Source organism: Mesorhizobium sp. M0808 (assembly GCF_040320025.1).
GTDB lineage: Bacteria > Pseudomonadota > Alphaproteobacteria > Rhizobiales > Rhizobiaceae > Mesorhizobium.
Window position 1 is genome coordinate 377,817 of record NZ_JAMYOX010000002.1, and the last position, 17,008, is coordinate 394,824.

General features: G+C 64.5%; 13 protein-coding genes and 1 tRNA gene. 8 read left to right on the forward strand and 6 right to left on the reverse strand.

Translation table 11 applies throughout. The features are described 5' to 3' along the window. Positions 1–6 precede the first annotated feature (6 nt). Both NKI25_RS04820 and NKI25_RS04825 read right to left on the reverse strand, forming a co-directional pair. Positions 7–1,533: an ABC transporter substrate-binding protein gene (locus NKI25_RS04820; RefSeq protein WP_023676842.1), complete on the reverse strand. Its 1,527-nt coding sequence runs from the start codon at positions 1,531–1,533 to the stop codon at positions 7–9. 107 nt (positions 1,534–1,640) lie between these two features. After that, positions 1,641–3,215 carry a phytoene desaturase family protein gene (locus NKI25_RS04825; protein ID WP_023676843.1) on the reverse strand — a complete coding sequence of 525 codons (1,575 nt, stop codon included), beginning with the start codon at positions 3,213–3,215 and terminating at the stop codon, positions 1,641–1,643. Between the two features lie 117 nt (positions 3,216–3,332). On the opposite strand from NKI25_RS04825, the gene NKI25_RS04830 reads away from it, so the two are divergent. The 5 genes from NKI25_RS04830 (at position 3,333) to NKI25_RS04850 (ending at position 10,108) form a co-directional block, all read left to right on the forward strand. After that, a complete protein-coding gene (locus NKI25_RS04830; protein ID WP_023676844.1) occupies positions 3,333–4,124 on the forward strand; it encodes a cyclase family protein in 792 nt (263 codons plus the stop codon). Between the two features lie 149 nt (positions 4,125–4,273). Further along, positions 4,274–5,845, forward strand: a complete 1,572-nt coding sequence (locus NKI25_RS04835) for a phytoene desaturase family protein (RefSeq protein ID WP_352570279.1) — start codon at positions 4,274–4,276, stop codon at positions 5,843–5,845. Then, positions 5,845–6,324, forward strand: coding sequence for a MarR family winged helix-turn-helix transcriptional regulator (locus NKI25_RS04840; RefSeq protein WP_352455076.1), 480 nt, complete (start codon positions 5,845–5,847; stop codon positions 6,322–6,324). Before NKI25_RS04835 ends, NKI25_RS04840 begins: the two co-directional genes overlap by 1 nt. 42 nt (positions 6,325–6,366) lie before the next feature. Next, positions 6,367–8,520 (forward strand): thiamine pyrophosphate-dependent enzyme, encoded by a 2,154-nt coding sequence (locus NKI25_RS04845; protein ID WP_352570280.1) that lies wholly within the window; start codon positions 6,367–6,369, stop codon positions 8,518–8,520. Further along, positions 8,513–10,108 carry an indolepyruvate oxidoreductase subunit beta family protein gene (locus NKI25_RS04850; RefSeq protein WP_352845130.1) on the forward strand — a complete coding sequence of 532 codons (1,596 nt, stop codon included), beginning with the start codon at positions 8,513–8,515 and terminating at the stop codon, positions 10,106–10,108. Before NKI25_RS04845 ends, NKI25_RS04850 begins: the two co-directional genes overlap by 8 nt. Positions 10,109–10,144: 36 nt before the next feature. On the opposite strand, the gene NKI25_RS04855 is transcribed toward NKI25_RS04850, so the two are convergent. Next, positions 10,145–10,220: transfer RNA gene (locus NKI25_RS04855), tRNA-Thr, on the reverse strand. Positions 10,221–10,564: 344 nt separating this feature from the next. On the opposite strand from NKI25_RS04855, the gene NKI25_RS04860 reads away from it, so the two are divergent. Beyond that, complete coding sequence (locus NKI25_RS04860) at positions 10,565–11,704, forward strand: hypothetical protein (protein ID WP_352826856.1); 1,140 nt, start codon at positions 10,565–10,567, stop codon at positions 11,702–11,704. Between the two features lie 102 nt (positions 11,705–11,806). Here the strand turns inward: NKI25_RS04860 and NKI25_RS04865 are convergent, their stop codons facing one another. Both NKI25_RS04865 and NKI25_RS04870 read right to left on the reverse strand, forming a co-directional pair. After that, positions 11,807–13,408 carry a cisplatin damage response ATP-dependent DNA ligase gene (locus tag NKI25_RS04865; RefSeq protein ID WP_352591291.1) on the reverse strand — a complete coding sequence of 534 codons (1,602 nt, stop codon included), beginning with the start codon at positions 13,406–13,408 and terminating at the stop codon, positions 11,807–11,809. Positions 13,409–13,646: 238 nt separating this feature from the next. After that, entirely contained in the window at positions 13,647–14,657 is a 1,011-nt protein-coding gene (locus NKI25_RS04870; protein WP_352826857.1) for a ligase-associated DNA damage response exonuclease, read from the reverse strand. Positions 14,658–14,764: 107 nt separating this feature from the next. Between NKI25_RS04870 and NKI25_RS04875 the strand changes: the two genes are divergently transcribed. Next, the gene (locus NKI25_RS04875) at positions 14,765–15,709 is read left to right on the forward strand and encodes a class I SAM-dependent methyltransferase (RefSeq protein ID WP_352455081.1); all 945 of its coding nucleotides are present in this window, start codon (positions 14,765–14,767) and stop codon (positions 15,707–15,709) included. Between the two features lie 55 nt (positions 15,710–15,764). Next, positions 15,765–16,121, forward strand: a complete 357-nt coding sequence (locus NKI25_RS04880) for a hypothetical protein (RefSeq protein ID WP_352455082.1) — start codon at positions 15,765–15,767, stop codon at positions 16,119–16,121. A gap of 7 nt (positions 16,122–16,128) precedes the next feature. Here NKI25_RS04880 and NKI25_RS04885 read toward each other — a convergent pair whose 3' ends face one another. Further along, positions 16,129–16,992: a prephenate dehydratase gene (locus NKI25_RS04885; RefSeq protein WP_352455083.1), complete on the reverse strand. Its 864-nt coding sequence runs from the start codon at positions 16,990–16,992 to the stop codon at positions 16,129–16,131. Between the last annotated feature and the right edge of the window lie 16 nt (positions 16,993–17,008).

Sequence of the window (17,008 nt, forward strand, 5' to 3'; positions counted from 1 at the left end):
ACTGTCTCAGGCCGGGCTCATCAGCGCCGGCAGAAGTGCGCCCGACACATGCTGCACGACATTGACGCCCTTGGCATGCACAATCGGCTGCGCATACTGGATCAGCGGCAGCACATAGGCCTGTTCGGCGATGTATTTGTCGACGGCCTTCCAGCCGGCAATGCGCTTGGCCTCGTCCTTCTCGCCCCATAGTGGATTGATCATGTCGATCAGGTCCTGGCTGTCCCATACCGAATGCGGGCTTGGGCCATACATGGCAAAGCCGGTCGACGTGGTGGGATCGCCGATGGCATTGCCCCAATTGTAGAAGGCCGCCGGCGCCAGCTTGTCGGCGGCGCGCAGCTCGTAGTGCTTGGCGATCTCGTAGACCTCGATCGTTGCCTCGATGCCGACCTTGCGCCACATGCCGACGATCGCCTGGATCATCTCGTAGTCCTTGGGCTTGAAGCCCTTGGTCGTCTGTATCGTGAACTTGACCGGCTTTTCCGGCGAATAGCCGGAGGCGGCCAGCAGTTCCTTGGCCTTGTCCGGATTGTGCTCCACCTTGATCGACGCATCGTAGGCCTCGTATTCCGGCGTCTCCAGCGTATCGATGGGCTGGCCGTAACCGCGCAGCAGCCGGTCGACCAAAAGCTTTTTGTCGACCGCCATCACCGCCGCCTGGCGCACGTTCTTGTCCAGCATCACGTCGATGTCGTTGAAGAAGATCATGCCGATGTCGGAGACGTTCTTGCATGAGCCGGCAAGTCCATCCTTGGCGATCAGGCGGTCATATTCCTCATAGGGGATTTCCAGCGTCACCTGCGAGGAACCGGACTCGATCTCGGCGACGCGGCTCGCCGCATCGGTGACGAACTTGATGGTTACGTTTTCGAAGGCCGGCTTGCCGCCCCAGTAGTTCGGGTTGGCCTTGAGCCGCAGGAAGGCGTTGCGCTCGAATTTGTCGACCATATAGGGCCCGGTGCCGATCGGGGCTTTCTCAAAACCCTCGGCGCCGACCTTTTCGTAATAGGCCTTCGGCATGATGTAGCCGGTCAGGAACGACATCCACTTGAAATACACCGGGTCGAATTGCACGACGTCGCCGGTGATCTTGTTGCCGTCGATCTTGAAGTTGTTGACGTTCTTCCAGACGAACTGGATCGGGTTGCCGGTCTTTTCATCGCCCGCCCGCTGCAGCGACCAGACCACGTCTTCGGCCGTGAATGGCGAGCCGTCATGCCAGGTGACGCCCTCGCGCACCGTCATCATGATCTTGCTGCGATCCTCGTTCCAGCCCCATTCGGTGAGCAGGCCGGGCGCGAAAGAAAGATCCGGCTTCTGCGGGATGAACTGGTCGAACACCGACTGGTAGAGACCCTGGATGGTCGGGTTGACCGCCGAAGGCCCGGTGGTCGGGTCCCAGGACGGCAAATTGACATTGTAGGCGATGGTCAGTTCGCCGGCAGCCTTGGCGATTTGCGGCAGGCCGAGCGCCGTGGCGCCAAGTGCGGCCGCGCCATATCCGAGCAATTCTCGTCTGTTGATTGTCATGGTCGTTCCCCTGTTGCTTTTATGCGCGGTGTCGTTGTCAATCGGTGGGTTCAGGCTCCTTGGGCAACCGCGCCTTGTCCTCCTTCACCCTAGATGAAAAATGGAGCCTACCTCCCGCCAAGTTGTTGCGCGAGCATGTAGCCCGACGCCGCCCCGGTGCCGGCGCCGGGCCATGTTGCCGCCCCGGTCAGGTGCAGATTGCCGACCGGCGTGTTCCAGCCGGCGTAACCGCGCGCCGGCCGGAACAGGAAATTCTGCGCCAGATGATGGCTGCCGCAGATCTGGTCGCCGCCGACAAGGTTCGGGTTCTCGCGTTCGAGGTCGATGGGCGAGAACACGGCGCGGCCGAGGATCTTCCGACGAAGGCCGGGCGCATAGCGCTCGATAATGTCGAGGACGCGCTCGGCGTAGTGCTCCCTAGCCTCGTCCCAGTGAGCCGCCGCGATCGTGCCCGCTGCATCGCCTGCAATCTCGGCTGGCAGCATGCGCACCTGCACCCAAAGTACGTGCTTGCCGTCCGGCGCGCGCGAGGGATCGACGGCCGTCGGCTGGCCGACGACCAGCACCGGTTCATCCGGCAGCATGCCTGCCATCACCTGCTGGTAGGTCAGCGACATGGCGTCGAGCGACGGCGAAAGGTGCACATAGGCGAACTGCCGAAGCTCGGCGCCGGCGCGCCAGTCCGGCAGATCGTCGAGCGCCAGATGGATCATCAACGTCCCCGGCGCGTGGCGGAATTTTTTCACGGCCGTGTCGAAGCCGGTGTCGCCCGATCCGTTAGGCAACAGTTTCCCGGTCAGCGCCTTGGGCGCGACACCGGCGATGACGGCCTTGGTGGCTGTGTGGGTCTCGCCGGAAGCGAGCCGCACGCCGGTCGCTTTGCCGGCCGAAACCGTGATCTCGGCGACATCAGCCCCGGTGACGATCTTGCCGTCGGCGGCCGTGAGCATGCCCGACAGAGCGCGGATAATGGTGTCGGCGCCGCCTCTGCCGAGCACCATGCCGAAGCGCTGGTTGGCCATGGATTCGAGGTAAGGGAACACCGCGCCGCCGGCGATATCGGGGGCGAAGTCGAGATGCATGCCCCAGGTGGCGAGCGTCGCCCTGACATGCGGTGACTGGAAAGTCTCCTCGAGCCAGGCGCGGGGTGACGAAAGCAGCAACCGACCAGTATCGAGCGCGCCCGCAAAACCCTTCTTGCGCCAGAGGTTCCAGGCGGTGCCGGCGAGCGCACGGCCGCTCATCGGCGAGCCCAGCAGCCGGAACAGATGCTCGGCCTCCGCCGGGAATGCCGCAACCAGACGGCGCCATGTCTGTGCGTCCGCGTCGGAAAAAGCGGCCATGCGCGAGGCGGTCTTTTCCAGGTCGCTGCTGACGCCGAACCAGCGACCGTCGGGGAAGGCGCTGGCAAAACAGTCGGCCACCGGCACGAATTCCAGCCCGTGGGTTTTCAATTCATTTGCATATTTCTTGTGAAAGGCCGAGCCGGCGAACAGGCTGAGATTCATCGCGCCGAAATCGTGCCGGAAGCCCGGAAGCGTCAATTCGCGCGTCTGGACGGCGCCGCCGATCGTTGCATTACGCTCGAAAACTGCCGTTTTCCAGCCTTTGAGCGCCAGATGCGCGGCGCATGCCAGACTGTTGTGGCCTGCCCCGACAAATATGGCGTCGAACTCGCTCACGCCCCGTCCCATTTGCTTTATGCTTAAAGATAATTGCAGATGCATATGTTTTCGTCTAGTAGGATATTAAGGGCCGCGAGAGCCTTCAGCACCATCGAGAAAGAGGGAACAGAGACCATGGACACACAACAACTTCTAGGCGAAGTCGCCGGCCAGCTGCTTTCAGGCGCCATCCAGGTGGTCGACCTGACGGCGCCGCTCGGGCCCAACACGCCACTGATCAAGCTGCCGCCGGAACTGGCGGTCGACACGCCGAAGATCGAGATCCACGCCATCTCCGCCTATGACAAGAATGGCCCGTGGTGGGCGTGGAACTGGCTCAAGCTCGGCGAGCATTCGGGCACCCATTTCGACGCACCCAACCACTGGATCACCGGCAAGGATTATCCGGACGGCGCCACCGACACCATTCCGGCGCAGAACTTCGTCGGCCCGGTCAACGTCATCGACTGTTCGAAGCAAGCGGCAGCCGATCACGATTTCCTGCTCACCGTCGATCACATCAAGGCATGGGAAGCCGAACATGGCGCTATCAATCCCGGCGAGTGGGTGGTGATGCGCACCGACTGGTATAAGCGCAACGGCTCGGAAGCCGAGTTCCTCAACGCCAATGAGACCGGACCGCACACGCCTGGCCCGACCGCCGAAGCCATCCAGTATCTGATTAGCAAGGACATCAAGGGCTGGGGCAGCGAGACGATCGGCACGGATGCTGGAAAAGCAGGGGGAATGGAGCCGCCGTTTCCGGCGCACAGCCTGATGCACAAGGCCAACCGCTACGGCCTCGCCAGCCTCTGCAACCTCGACCGGCTGCCGCCGAAAGGCGCGATACTGATCGCTGCACCGCTCAAGATCGAGCACGGCACCGGCAGTCCGATCCGCGCGTTGGCGTTGGTGCCAAGGCAATAGGGTAGCTGCGGTCTTCGGGAGAAGATCATGTGCGGAAATGGGACTGTGGTGACGGAGTGGGAGCGGCAGCCTTGCAAAGCTGCGGCTCTACGGCGCCGTAGAGCGCCAATCTCTGCAATTGAACTCCTGCCGGCTAGGAGCACGCATCGATGAGCGCTCCCGATCACATCGTCGTCGGCAGCGGCATCAACGCGCTGGTCTGCTCGGCGATGCTTGGCGGCAAGGGGGCGAAGGTGCTGGTGCTCGAGCGCAACGACCGCATCGGCGGCTGCATGCGAACCGAAGAAATCACCGCGCCCGGCTTCATCCACGACGTGATGGCGACGACCTTTGTCCTGTTCATCACCTCGCCGGCGTATGCGGCGCTGGGCAAGGATCTGGCGCGGCACGGCCTGGAGTTTTGCAACACCTCCACGCCGACCGGTGTGCTGCGCCCGGACGGCAGCCATGCCGTCCTGCGCACCGATCGTATCGCCAATGTAGCGGCGATCAATGCGCTTGCCGCGGGCGACGGCGACCGGCACGCAAACGATGTCGGCGAGATCGAGCGCAACGCCGGTCTGCTGTTCGGACTGCTCGGTGGCAGCCTGTGGTCCTACCCGACGGCCAGGCTGCTGGCGGGTGAAGCCTGGCGGTGCGGCCCGCGTGGCCTTGCCGCCTTTCTCGGCAGCGCGCTGGTGCCAGCGCGCGGTTGGCTGGAAAGCACCTACCAGTCGGAAACCATGCGCGCGCTGTGGGCACCCTGGGTGCTGCATGCCGGCCTCGGGCCTGAGGACGCGTTCTCCGGCCAGATCGCCAAGGTCATCGCCTTCGCGCTTGAGGCGGCCGGCGCGCCGATCGTCAAGGGCGGTGCCAGGAATCTGCTGGCCGCCTTCGAAGCCTTGATCAGGGAACGCGGCGGCGAAATCCGCACCGGCGCCGACGTCGCGGCTATTGTCCAAAGCGGAGGCCGCGCCGCCGGCGTGCGGCTGGCTTCGGGCGAAACGATCAACGTGAACAAGAGCGTCATCTGCTCGGTCACGCCGACCCAGCTCTACCAGCGGCTGCTCGGCGACGCGGCGCCGAAAGCCGACGTCGAGGCAGCGCAAAAATACCGCTACGGCAAGGGCAATTTCCAGATCCACTATGCCTTGGACAAGCCGCCGGCATGGCGCGGCGAGGGCCTGGACAAGGTCGCGCTGCTGCATCTGACGCCGGGGCTCGACGGCGTCTCGAAGGCCTGCAACGAAGCCGTGCGCGGCATGCTGCCGGAGGTGCCGACCATGTGCGTCGGCCAGCCGCACGCGCTCGACCCATCGCGCTGCCCGGCCGGCAAGGCGGTCCTGTGGCTGCAACTGCCCGAGGCGCCACGGCATATCAAGGGCGATGCCGCCGGCAAACTGCAAACACCGGCAGACGGTCGCTGGACCGAGGCGCTGCGCGAAGCCTATGCCGACCGTGCCGAAGCGATCCTCGCCAGCCATATCGATGGGTTCAAGGACAGCGTCATCGCACGCCGCGCCTGTTCGCCGACCGACCTGGAAGCTATGAACATCAATCTGGTCGGCGGCGACCCCTATGGCGGTTCCTCGGCTATCGACCAGTCGTTTCTGTGGCGGCCGTTCAAGACGAGCCGCAATCACGCCACCGAGGTCAGGGGTCTCTACCACATCGGTGCCTCGACCCATCCGGGTGCTGGCTTGGGCGGCGGCTCCGGCTTTCTCCTGGCGGGGAGGCTGTGATGGAACAGAAGGTTGAAAAGCGCCAGCGCATCTCGACTTTGGGCCAGATCGGCCTGCAGCAATTCGCGCCCTATCTGATGAACCGCATCATGGGCCGCTACAACGCCACCTTGCGCGACAATTTCCGCAAGCAGGGCCTGACCATTCCGCAGGTGCGCACGCTGGCGGTGTTGTCGGTCACCGATGGCGTCACCGTCAACGATCTCTCGGTCTATACCGTCATCGAGCAGTCGACCTTGAGCCGGACGCTCGACACGCTGGAGGGGCAAGGGTTTGTGCGGCGCGAGCAGGGGGTCACCGACAGCCGTATCCGCCATGTATTCCTGACCGACGATGGCCGCGCCGAGTTCGCGCGCGCCTGGCCGGCCATGCACGACGCTTTCGAGGCAATGTTCGACGATGTCGACGATGCCGAATACGCGGCGCTGATCGCGACATTGCAGAAGATGCTGAAGAACATTCGCAAGCACGACATCTGATCTTACGCGCCGCCATCGGGGCGGTAACGGAAGGAGCCCAAAATGGCCGAACGGTCTTTTGCCAAGGAAGTCGAAAAGCTCAGGCTCGGCGCCGGCGAGGAGTTTTCCGGCGAAGGCATTCTCGCCATCACCAAGGCGCTGCTGCAATGCGGCGTCGGCTATGTCGGCGGCTATCAGGGCGCGCCGATCAGCCATTTGATGGACGTGCTGGCCGACGCGCAGGATATCCTGGGCGAGCTCGGCGTGCATTTCGAGGCGAGCGCCTCGGAAGCCACGGCCACCGCCATGCTTGCCGCATCGGTGCATTATCCTATCCGCGGCGCGGCGACCTTCAAGTCGACGGTCGGCACCAATGTCGCCTCCGACGCGCTCGCCAATCTCGCTTCCGGCGGCGTCACCGGCGGTGCATTGATCATCGTCGGCGAGGATTACGGCGAAGGCTCCTCGATCATGCAGGAGCGCAGCCACGCCTTTGCCATGAAGAGCCAGGTCTGGCTGCTCGACCCGCGACCGAACCTGCCGTCGATCGTCAAGGCGGTGCAGGACGGCTTCGAGCTGTCCGAGGTTTCCAACACGCCGGTCATGCTGCAGGTCCGTATTCGCTGCTGCCATGTCCACGGCCATTTCATCGCCAAGGACAACAAGCGCCCGGCAATGACTGTGGCCGATGCGCTCGAGGCGCCGCGCCGCGACACCGGCCGCATCGTGCTGCCGCCCGCGTCCTTCCTGCACGAGAAGGAAAAGGTGCAGAAACGCTGGCCGGCGGCGGTGGATTTCATCCGCACCAACAAGATCAACGAGTTTTTCGGCCCGGAGCACGGCTCGGTCGGCATCGTCATGCAGGGCGGCATGTACAATTCGGTCATCCGGGCGCTGCAGCGGCTTGGCCTCGCCGACACTTATGGCGACACCGACGTGCCGCTCTATGTGCTCAACGCCGTCTATCCCTTAGTCGACGACGAGTTCCTGTCTTTCTGCGAAGGCAAGGACGCCGTCCTCGTCGTCGAGGAAGGCCAGCCCAACTACATCGAACAGGCCTTTGCCGCGATGCTGCACAAGGCCGGCCGCGGCACCAGGCTCGTCGGCAAGGAACATCTGCCTATGGCCGGCGAATATACCGGCCAGGTGATGCTCGACGGCATCGGATCGTTCCTGCGCGCCACCATCCCGCATCTGCTGCCAAGCGAGGTCCGCGCGCCGAACAAGATCGGCGACGGGCTCGACACCGCCGACCTGATCAACGTCGTCCCGGGCCGGCCGCCCGGCTTCTGCGTCGGCTGCCCGGAGCGGCCGATCTTCGCCGCCACCAAGCTGGTCGAGCAGGAGCTGGGCAAGCACCACATCGCCTCCGACATTGGCTGCCATCTGTTCTCGATCATGCCGCCTTTCGAGCTAGGTGCCACTACCATGGGCTACGGGCTGGGGCCGGCCTCGGCTTCGGCGTTCAATTCGCCCGATGCCAAGCGCCGCTCGATCTCCTTCGTCGGCGACGGCGGCTTCTGGCACAACGGTCTGACCTCGTCGATCGGCAACGCGGTGTTCAACAAGAACGACGGCGTCATCGTCATCGTCGACAATTTCTATTCGGCCGCCACCGGCGGCCAGGACATCCTGTCGTCCCGCGCCGGCAACAAGACCAAGTCGACCAAGCACCCGATCACCGAGGCGGTGAAGGGCATGGGCGTCAAATGGCTGCGCCACATCGACCGCACCTACGACGTAACCAAGATGCAAGACACGCTGCGCGAGGCGCTGACGACGGACGAAAAGGGCCCGAAAGTCATTGTCGCCTCGTCCGAATGCATGCTCAACCGGCAGCGCCGCGAAAAGCCGCTGGTCGACAAGGCGATCAAGGGCGGGGCGCGCATAGTCAAGCCGAAATTCGGCGTCGACGAAGATATCTGCACCGGCGACCATGCCTGCATGCGGCTTTCCGGCTGCCCGTCGCTGTCGGTGAAGTCGCTGGACGACCCCCTGCGCGACGATCCGGTGGCGCATATCGACCAAAGCTGCGTCGGTTGCGGCAATTGCGGCGAGGTCGCCGATGCGGCGGTGCTCTGCCCATCCTTCTACCGCGCCGATGTCGTGCACAATCCGAGCCGCTGGGACCGTTTCCTTGAAGCCGCTCGCCGCGCCATGATCGGTCTCTTGCAGCGGCGCCGTGAAAGCCGGCGCCTGATATTCGCCGATGCTTGACGCCGTGCCCTCATCGCGCTCGAAAGCCGGCGCCCCCGAAGACGAGCGCGTCATCAAGCTTGCCGTGCTGGCGGTCGGTGGCCAGGGCGGTGGCGTGCTGGCCGACTGGATCACCGACGTCGCCGAGCGCAACGGCTACGTCGCGCAATCGACCTCGGTCGCCGGCGTCGCCCAGCGCACCGGCGCCACCATCTATTATGTCGAAATGTGCCCCGACACCGGCCGCCTGCCGGTCTTCGCGCTGTCGCCGTCGCAGGGCGACGTCGACATCCTGATTGCCGCCGAACTGATGGAGGCCGGCCGCGCCATCATCCGCGGCTTCGTCACGCCCGAGCGCACGACGCTGATCGCCTCGTCGCACCGCATCGCCGCGGTCTCGGAGAAGATCGAGCCCGGCGACGGTCGCGCCTCGTCCGCCAAGGTGCATGCCACGGCGGAAGCCGCGGCCAAGCGCTTCATTGCCTTCGACATGGAGAAGATCGCCGCCGACAATGGCTCGATGATCTCGGCCAGCCTGCTCGGCGCGCTGGCCGGCTCCGACGCCTTGCCGTTCAGTCGCGAAAGCTATGAGCAGGCGGTCAGTGCCGGCGGCCGCGGTGTGAAGGCCAGCCTCGCCGCCTTCGGCGCCGCCTACGATCGGGCGCGCGGCATCGCGAGTGCGCCTTCGGGCGACAAGACTGCAGGGCCGGCGGCCGCTGAAACCGGCTCGGGCGCCGCGACAGAAGTCAGCGGCCCGGAAAGCCTGTTGAAGGGCTGGCAACAATTGGCGGCGCGCGTCGCCACGCTGCCTGTACCCGTGCGCGAAATGGCGCTTCGCGGCCTGAAAAAAGTGGTCGACTATCAGGACGTTGCTTATGGCGGCGAGTATCTCGATAGGCTCGACCGGGCCGTCGCTCTGGACGATGCCGAACACGCCTACGCGCTGTCGATCGCCGCCGCCAAGCATCTGGCCAACGCGATGTGCTACGACGACATGATCCGCGTCGCCGACCTGAAGACGCGTTCTAGCCGCGACCGACGCGTACGCCGTGAGGTTGGCGTCAAGGACGGCTCGGTCCTGCAGGTGACCGAATATTTCCATCCGCGCATCGAGGAATTCTGCGGCACGCTGCCGGCCGGGCTCGGCAGCTACATCGAGGCGCGGCCGAAGCTCGCCGCCTTCCTCGACCGCCGCATCAACCGCGGCCGCCATATCCGCACCGACAGTTTTGCCGGCTTTGCCGCATTGTGGTTCATCGGCGGCCTGCGCCGCTGGCGCCGCCGGCTGCTGCGCCACAAGATCGAGACCGCGCATCTCGAGCGCTGGTATGCGCTGGCGCTGGGCCAAGTCGGCGAGGACTACGCGCTTGGCACGGAGATCCTCAACTGCCGCCGGCTGATCAAGGGCTACAGCGACACCCACGCCCGCGCGCAGTCGAAATTCGACCGGGTGCTGTCGGCGCTCGACCTGGTCAAGGGCCGCCCGGACGCCGCAGACTGGACCCGGCGCCTGCGCGAAGCCGCGCTGAAGGACGAAAAGGGCGACATGCTCGACGGCGCGCTGAAGACGGTGGCGTCGCTGGGCGACGGCGACGTTCCATCAAGTTGATCTGTGAAATGGTCCCGTTTAATTCATCGAGAATTTTGGTGCCGCTTAGGTGACTCGAACACCTGACCCCATCATTACGAATGATGTGCTCTACCAACTGAGCTAAAGCGGCCCGGGAAGCCGAGCTTCCAGGATGGGCTGCGTGATAGACGCAACCGGCCGCGAATTCAAGATGGCAGTCGCGATTTCAGGACGAGGCAATTCGTGCCGCCTCCGGCCGGGCGCAAGGGCAGCCGCCGCGCGGATCTACCATTGGCCGCGTGATGCCGCATCGGCACGCCGCCCGCCGCCGTGACCGGGAAAATCAGCGAAAAATGTTGATTCCTTTACCGAAAATCACCGAAATGAGCTTTGTGCCCCTCGGCAAGGCAGAATGCGGCCGCTCGCTTGTTGATTGATTGGTCGCCTGCGGCTAACGATCATGGCAAAGTGAGTGAAATTGCAGAGGGAATTCGCTTGGACGCGATCGAAAAAGCGATCCGCAATGCCTTCGAGAAAGGCAATGCCGACGACCGGGCGTTTCGCGAGCGGGTCTATCGATCGGCTTTCGCGGCACTCGACCGTGCCCTGCAGGCCAATCCAAACGTGACCGTGGAAGTCGCCATCAAGCGCCGCAAGGCGGTCCAGGCGAAGATCACCGAAATCGAATCGGAATTCCTGCCGGCGGTTGCCGACGTCGCCGCGCCGACCGACAGTTTGCAGGCAGCACCGGAGGTGGAGCCCCCGGCCGAAGCCGAAGCCGCGCCGTCGCCCGATGTCGTCGTTGACGGTCCGGCGCAGCCGCCCGAAGCCGATGCGCCGCGGTCGCGCGTCCTGCCGGTCGTTCCCGACATCATGCCCGATGCGCCTGTTGCCGAGGCGCCGGTGATCGACATGGGGGCTTCGGCTCCGACCGAAACCGACGATGCGGAAGTGACGCCCGACCGCGACGACCGGCGGGCGAGGCGGCGGCGCCTGCCCTTGACCGCGATCTTCTTCGGTGTGACGCTGCTCGCAGCCGCCGGCATCGGCCTTTATTTCGCCAACCAGACCGGCGTCTTCAAATCGGCGACCGAGCTCGACACAGCGCCACCGGAAGCGCCGCCAACGGTCGATGGCGAAGATTTCACGCCGGACGACACCGCTTCGCCGCCAAAGCAGGGCGAGGAGGACCAGGCGCGCGACTGGATCAACGTCTTTTCGCCGGGTGACCCGACGCAGGTCAATGCACCGTCGGACGCCAAGGCCGACGTTGTCCAGGACGAAAGCGGTTCCTTCCTGCGCATCCGCTCGGGCGCATCCGGCTCGGCCATCAGCTTCGACGTCGGACAAGGCGTGTTGGAAAGACTAGCCGGCAAGCATGCCACATTCGACATCATCGCGCGCTCCGAGGAGGGGCAGGAGACGCAGATTTCCGTCGATTGCAATTTCGGCGAACTCGGCGACTGCGGCCGCAAGCGCTATGCGGTCGGTCGCGAGCGCAATGAATATCTGTTCGACGTGCGCTTTCCCGACAAGCGTCCGGGTGCTGCCGGCACCATCGCCATCAATTCCGACTTCGACAAGCAGGGCAAGTCGGTCGACATCTACGAGATCCGCGTTTCAGTCGTTCCCTAAAGCACGTGGCGTTCGGACCGGCCTCATGCGACGCACTTTAGGTTCTTGTTTTGATGCATGTCGTTACCGCAAAACCGCTGCACACTTTTTGCGCGACATGCGTTAACTATCGAGCAGCGCCTGCAGCGTCTCGATGCGGTCGGCTTCCGCCGCCGGCTTGTCCCAGCGCAGCCGCGAAATGCGCGGAAAGCGCATGGCGACGCCGGATTTGTGCCGCGTCGAGCGGTTGAGCCCTTCGAAGGCTACCTCAAGCACCAGCCCGTTCCTGCGGTCGGCACGCACCGAGCGGACCGGGCCAAAGCGCTCGATCGTGTTGTCGCGGACATATTTGTCGATCTGCCTCAGTTCCTCGTCGGTGAAGCCGAAATAGGCCTTTCCCACCGGCACCAGCTCCTCCGATCCTTCCGGCCCGGACCAGACGCCGAATGTGTAGTCGGAATAGAAGCTCGAACGCTTGCCGTGGCCGCGCTGGGCATACATCAGCACCGCGTCGACCGTGTGCGGATCGCGCTTCCATTTGAACCACGGGCCCTTCGGCCGCCCGGCCACATAGGGCGAATCCCAGCGCTTCAGCATGACGCCTTCGATAACCGGATGCAGCGGCTTGCGGCGCAATTCCTCGAGTGCCTGCCAGTTGCTGAATTCGACCAGCGGCGACAGATCGAAGCGGCTCGGATCGAGTGTCCTGACGAAGGCCTCGAGCCGGCCGCGCCGTTCGCGGAAGGGAAGTCCGCGCAAATCCTCGTTACCAATCTGCAGCGCATCGTAGCAGCGCATGAAGGCGGGGTATTGCTGCTGGATCTTGGGTGACACGCTCTTCCGGTTCAGCCGCTGCTGCAGGTCCGAGAACGTGCCCGTCGCCTGCCTGGGGTCACCGACCAGAAGCTCGCCGTCGAGGGCTCCTGAAAAATCCATAGCCTCGGCAAGATCCGGAAAGGCGCCGGAGACGTCGTCACCGGTGCGGGAATAGAGCCGACGAATGCCGCCTTCGCAAACCGCCTGGACGCGGATGCCGTCCCATTTCCATTCGGCCGCGTAGTCGGCCGGGTCGAGCTTTTCGAGGTCGCCGTCGCCGACGGCATTCGACAGCATCACCGGCCTGAACAGCGCCAGCGCCGTCTTCCTGGGTTTTTCCGCTTTACCCTCCAGCCAGGCGAACAGCCCGATATAGGGCGGCGTCAGCCCGTGCCAGAGTTCCTCGATCTCGGCGATTTCGACCTTGCCGAAATCGGCCAGCGCCTGCTTGGCCAGCCGCGCCGAGACGCCGATGCGCAGGCCGCCGGTGACCAGCTTTATGATGGCGAAGCGCGCCGAAGTGCTGGCGCTGTCGAGCAGCCGGGCCAGCACCTGCGGCCCGTCGGAACGGCTCGCCGCCTGCAGCTTCGCCACCACCTCGGCCAGCGTCGGCTCGTGGTTCGCAATGTCGACCGGCGCCTGCGGCCAGACCAGCGACACGGTCTCGGCCAGGTCGCCGACATAGTCGTAGGAATAGCCGAACAGCACCGGATCCATGCGCTCGATCACCAGTGTGCGCAGCATCGCCGGCTTGACCGCGGCGATGGACAGATCGCCGGTGATGGCAGCCAGCGCCAGCCCGCGGTCCGGATCCTCGACGCTGCGGAAATAATCGGTCAAGAGCGTCAGCTTGCCGTTGCGCGACGGCGTCAGCACCAGCCGGTCGAGAAGCTCGGCGAAGCGGTTCATGAGCGGCGCGCCAATGGGAAAGGCTTGCGTTCTGTCGCGCCCCCCTCTGTCCTGCCGGACATCTCCCCCTCAAGGGGAGAGATTTGCTGTCGCGACTGCTTTCGCCAATTTCCAACGTTGCAGGATGAGCGGCAAAACCAAAGCTGCCGATCTCCCCCGTTGAGGGGGAGATGGCCGGCAGGCCAGAGGGGGGCGCCGTAGAGCGCCGTACCGGCGATTGCTGGATCCAAAAACACCATCAATCGCCCTCGTCCTCATAGCCGACGAGATGCAGCGGCCGGGCGGCAATGCCTTCGAGCTCGCACCAGCGCACCAGCGCCTCCTCGCGGCCATGCGTTACCCAGATTTCTTCGGCGCCGGTCTCCTTGATCGTCGCCGTCAGTTCGTCCCAGTCGGAGTGATCGGAAATGATCAGCGGCAGCTCGACGCCGCCCTGCTTGGCGCGCTGGCGGATGCGCATCCAGCCTGAGGCGAAGCACGACATCGGATCGGGAAAACGCCGCGCCCAGCGATCGGCGAAGGCGGATGGCGGGCCGACGACGAGGGCGCCGGCAAAGTCGCTTTTTTGGCCGGTCTCGACGGTCGCCGGTTCCAATGTGCCGAGATCGATATTCTGGCTCTGGTAATACTCGCTGAGCTTGGCCAGCGCGCCGTGGATGTAGATCGGCTTTTCGTAGCCGGCATCGCGCAGCAGCCGCATGACGCGCTGCGCCTTGCCCAGCGCATAGGCGCCGACCAGATGCGTTCGCTCGGGAAACTGCTCGGTCGATTTCAGCAGCCGGGCGATCTCTTCGGTATCGGGCGGATGCCGAAACACCGGCAGACCGAACGTCGCCTCGGTGATGAAGACGTCGCATTTGAGCGGCTCGAACGGCTCGCAGGTCGCGTCCTTCTGGCGCTTATAGTCGCCGGACGCGACGATGCATGTGCCCTGATGCGCGACCTTGATCTGGGCCGAGCCAAGCACATGACCAGCCGGGTGAAAGCTGACGGCCACACCGCCAAGCGCAATCGTCTCGCCGAGCACGGCGACTTGCGTCGTTCCGGCAAAACTGTCGCCGTAGCGCAGCCCCATGATATCGAGCGTCTGCTGCGTCGCCATCACCAAGCGGTGGCCGGAGCGGGCATGGTCGGAATGGCCATGTGTGATCAGCGCCCGGTTGACCGGCCGCACCGGGTCGATGAAGAAATCGCCGGGCGGGCAATACAGCCCTTCCGGCCGGGGATGAAGCAGGTCGCTGGCGCGCATGGCCCCAAGATAGGCGCTAATTCCGGCGCGGGAAGCCTGTTGTAAGTCACTGCTGACTCCAGCATAGAGCGCAAGCCGGCTGCAAACACCCGGCGGAACCCGATCGCATGAAACCGCTCCAGACCTCGTCCGGCGATTTGACCGCCGACCGCCGCGCCGACTATGCCGAAATGCTCTATGCATCCGGCGATCATGCGGCAGCGGCGGAATTGCTGCTCGGCGCGCTCGAACTGGCGCCGCAATGGCCAGCCGGCTGGTTCCGCCTCGGCGAGATGCAGGAGGCGGCGGGCGCGCCCGATCGTGCCGCGCAGGCCTGGACGACGGCACTGCGGCTCGACCCGGCGGACAGGCTCGGCGCGGTGCTCAAGCTGCAATTGATCGGCAGGGCGGCGGCGGCACAGGCGCCGCCCAGCGCCTTCGTCGAGACGCTGTACGACCACTATGCCGGGAGTTTCGAGGCTGAGCTGGTCGACAGGCTCGGCTATCGCCTGCCCGAATGTCTCGACCGCGCCATCCGGGCGGCACGGCCGGGCCGGTTTTCGCTGGTGCTCGATCTCGGCTGCGGCACCGGCCTCATGGGCCAGAAGCTGCGGCCGATCGCCGACCGGCTGGAGGGTTACGACATCTCGACCGGCATGCTGAGGCAGGCGCGCGCCAAAGGCGTCTACGATCTGCTCGTCAAGACGGACCTGCAGGATTTTTGCTATTCTGGCCCGAAAGCCGATCTGGTGACGGCGGCCGATGTGTTCATCTATCTCGGCGCACTCGACAAGGTGGTGAACAAGATTGCCGGAATGCTTGCCGGCGGCGGTCTGTTTGCGTTCTCCGTCGAGACGCTCCCGGGCGGAGAATCGTCTGACAGCGCCGGCTTCGCCCTGCAGCCGTCGCGCCGCTACGCGCATTCGCAAGGCTATGTAGAGCGGGTTCTGGATGCCGACGGCTTTTCGATCCTGTCGCTGCAGGCAACAATCATCCGGCAGGATCGCCGCCAACCGGTCGAAGGGCTGGCCGTAGTGGCAAGCTTGCTTTCCGGCAGCGTAAAATCTGGCTAAGACTTCTGCCGCTGCGCATGAGAAGCCGCAGCTGCGAAAGACAAGGAGCACGTTCATGCGCTGGAACATGACGGTCTTGGCATCTTGCCTGGCGATGGCCGGCTGCGTCGGCAATTCGATGTCCGAACGGCAGGACGAAAACGTCCAGTCCTCGCTGCAATATGACAAGGTGCCTTGCGATCAATTGCTGGCGCAACGAAACGGCCTGGCGCAGCAATATCATTTGCCGGTGGACGCCAAGCCGTCCTTCTCCAACCCGGCGACGGGCTTTGGCCCGTTCACGCCGGACATGCGCTCGAAAGCCAAACGCGACGCCGACCAGGCAAGCGGCAAGATCGACGCCATGAACCGGTCGATCAGCCGGCGCGAATGCGGCAAGCCGGCCAAGCAGAACAAGCTCGGCCTGACCTGACCGGATCCTAATCCGCCACCTTCCATTGCTCGCGCGAGGCGCTGGCGGGATAGACGCCGAGAATGCGCATTTCGCGCGAGAAAAAGCGCAACTCGTCGAGTGCCAGCTTGACCAGCGGATCGTCGGGATGGCCCTCTATGTCGGCGTAGAACAGCGTCGCCGTAAACGCGCCGAGCTGGTAGCTTTCCAGCTTGGTCATGTTGATGCCGTTGGTGGCAAACCCGCCCATCGCCTTGTAGAGCGCCGCCGGCACGTTGCGGACGCGGAAGATGAAGGTCGTCATCATCCTGGCGTCGGCCGAGGGACGTTCGGCCCATTGCTTGTTCTTGGTCAGCACAACGAAGCGGGTGACGTTGCTGTCGGTGTCCTCGACATTCTCCTCGATGATGTCGAGTCCGTAGAGGGTCGAGGCCAGCGCCGGCGCCAGCGCGGCCATGGTGCGGTCCTTCATCGCGGCGACCATCTTGGCGGCGCCCGCGGTGTCGCCGGCAACCGTCGCCTTCCAGCCGTTCTTGCGGATGTATTTGCGGCATTGGCCGAGCGCGTGGATGTGGCTGTGCACGGTCCTGATCTCGTCGCGCCTGACGCCGGGCAGCACCATCAGCTGGAAGTGGATCGGCAGAAAGTATTCGCCGATGATGTGCAGCTTCGATTCCGGCAAGAGGTGATGGATGTCGGCGACGCGGCCGGCAATGGTGTTCTCGATCGGGATCATCGCCAGATCGGCTTTGCCGGTCTCGACCGCATTGAAGGCGTCCTCGAAGGTCGGGCACGGCAACGGCTCCATCGACGGGAACATGTTGCGGCAGGCGGTGTCGGAATTGGCGCCCGGCTCGCCCTGGAAGGATATTTTGTTGGTCTTTTCAGCCATGCGCAGAGTCTCGGGG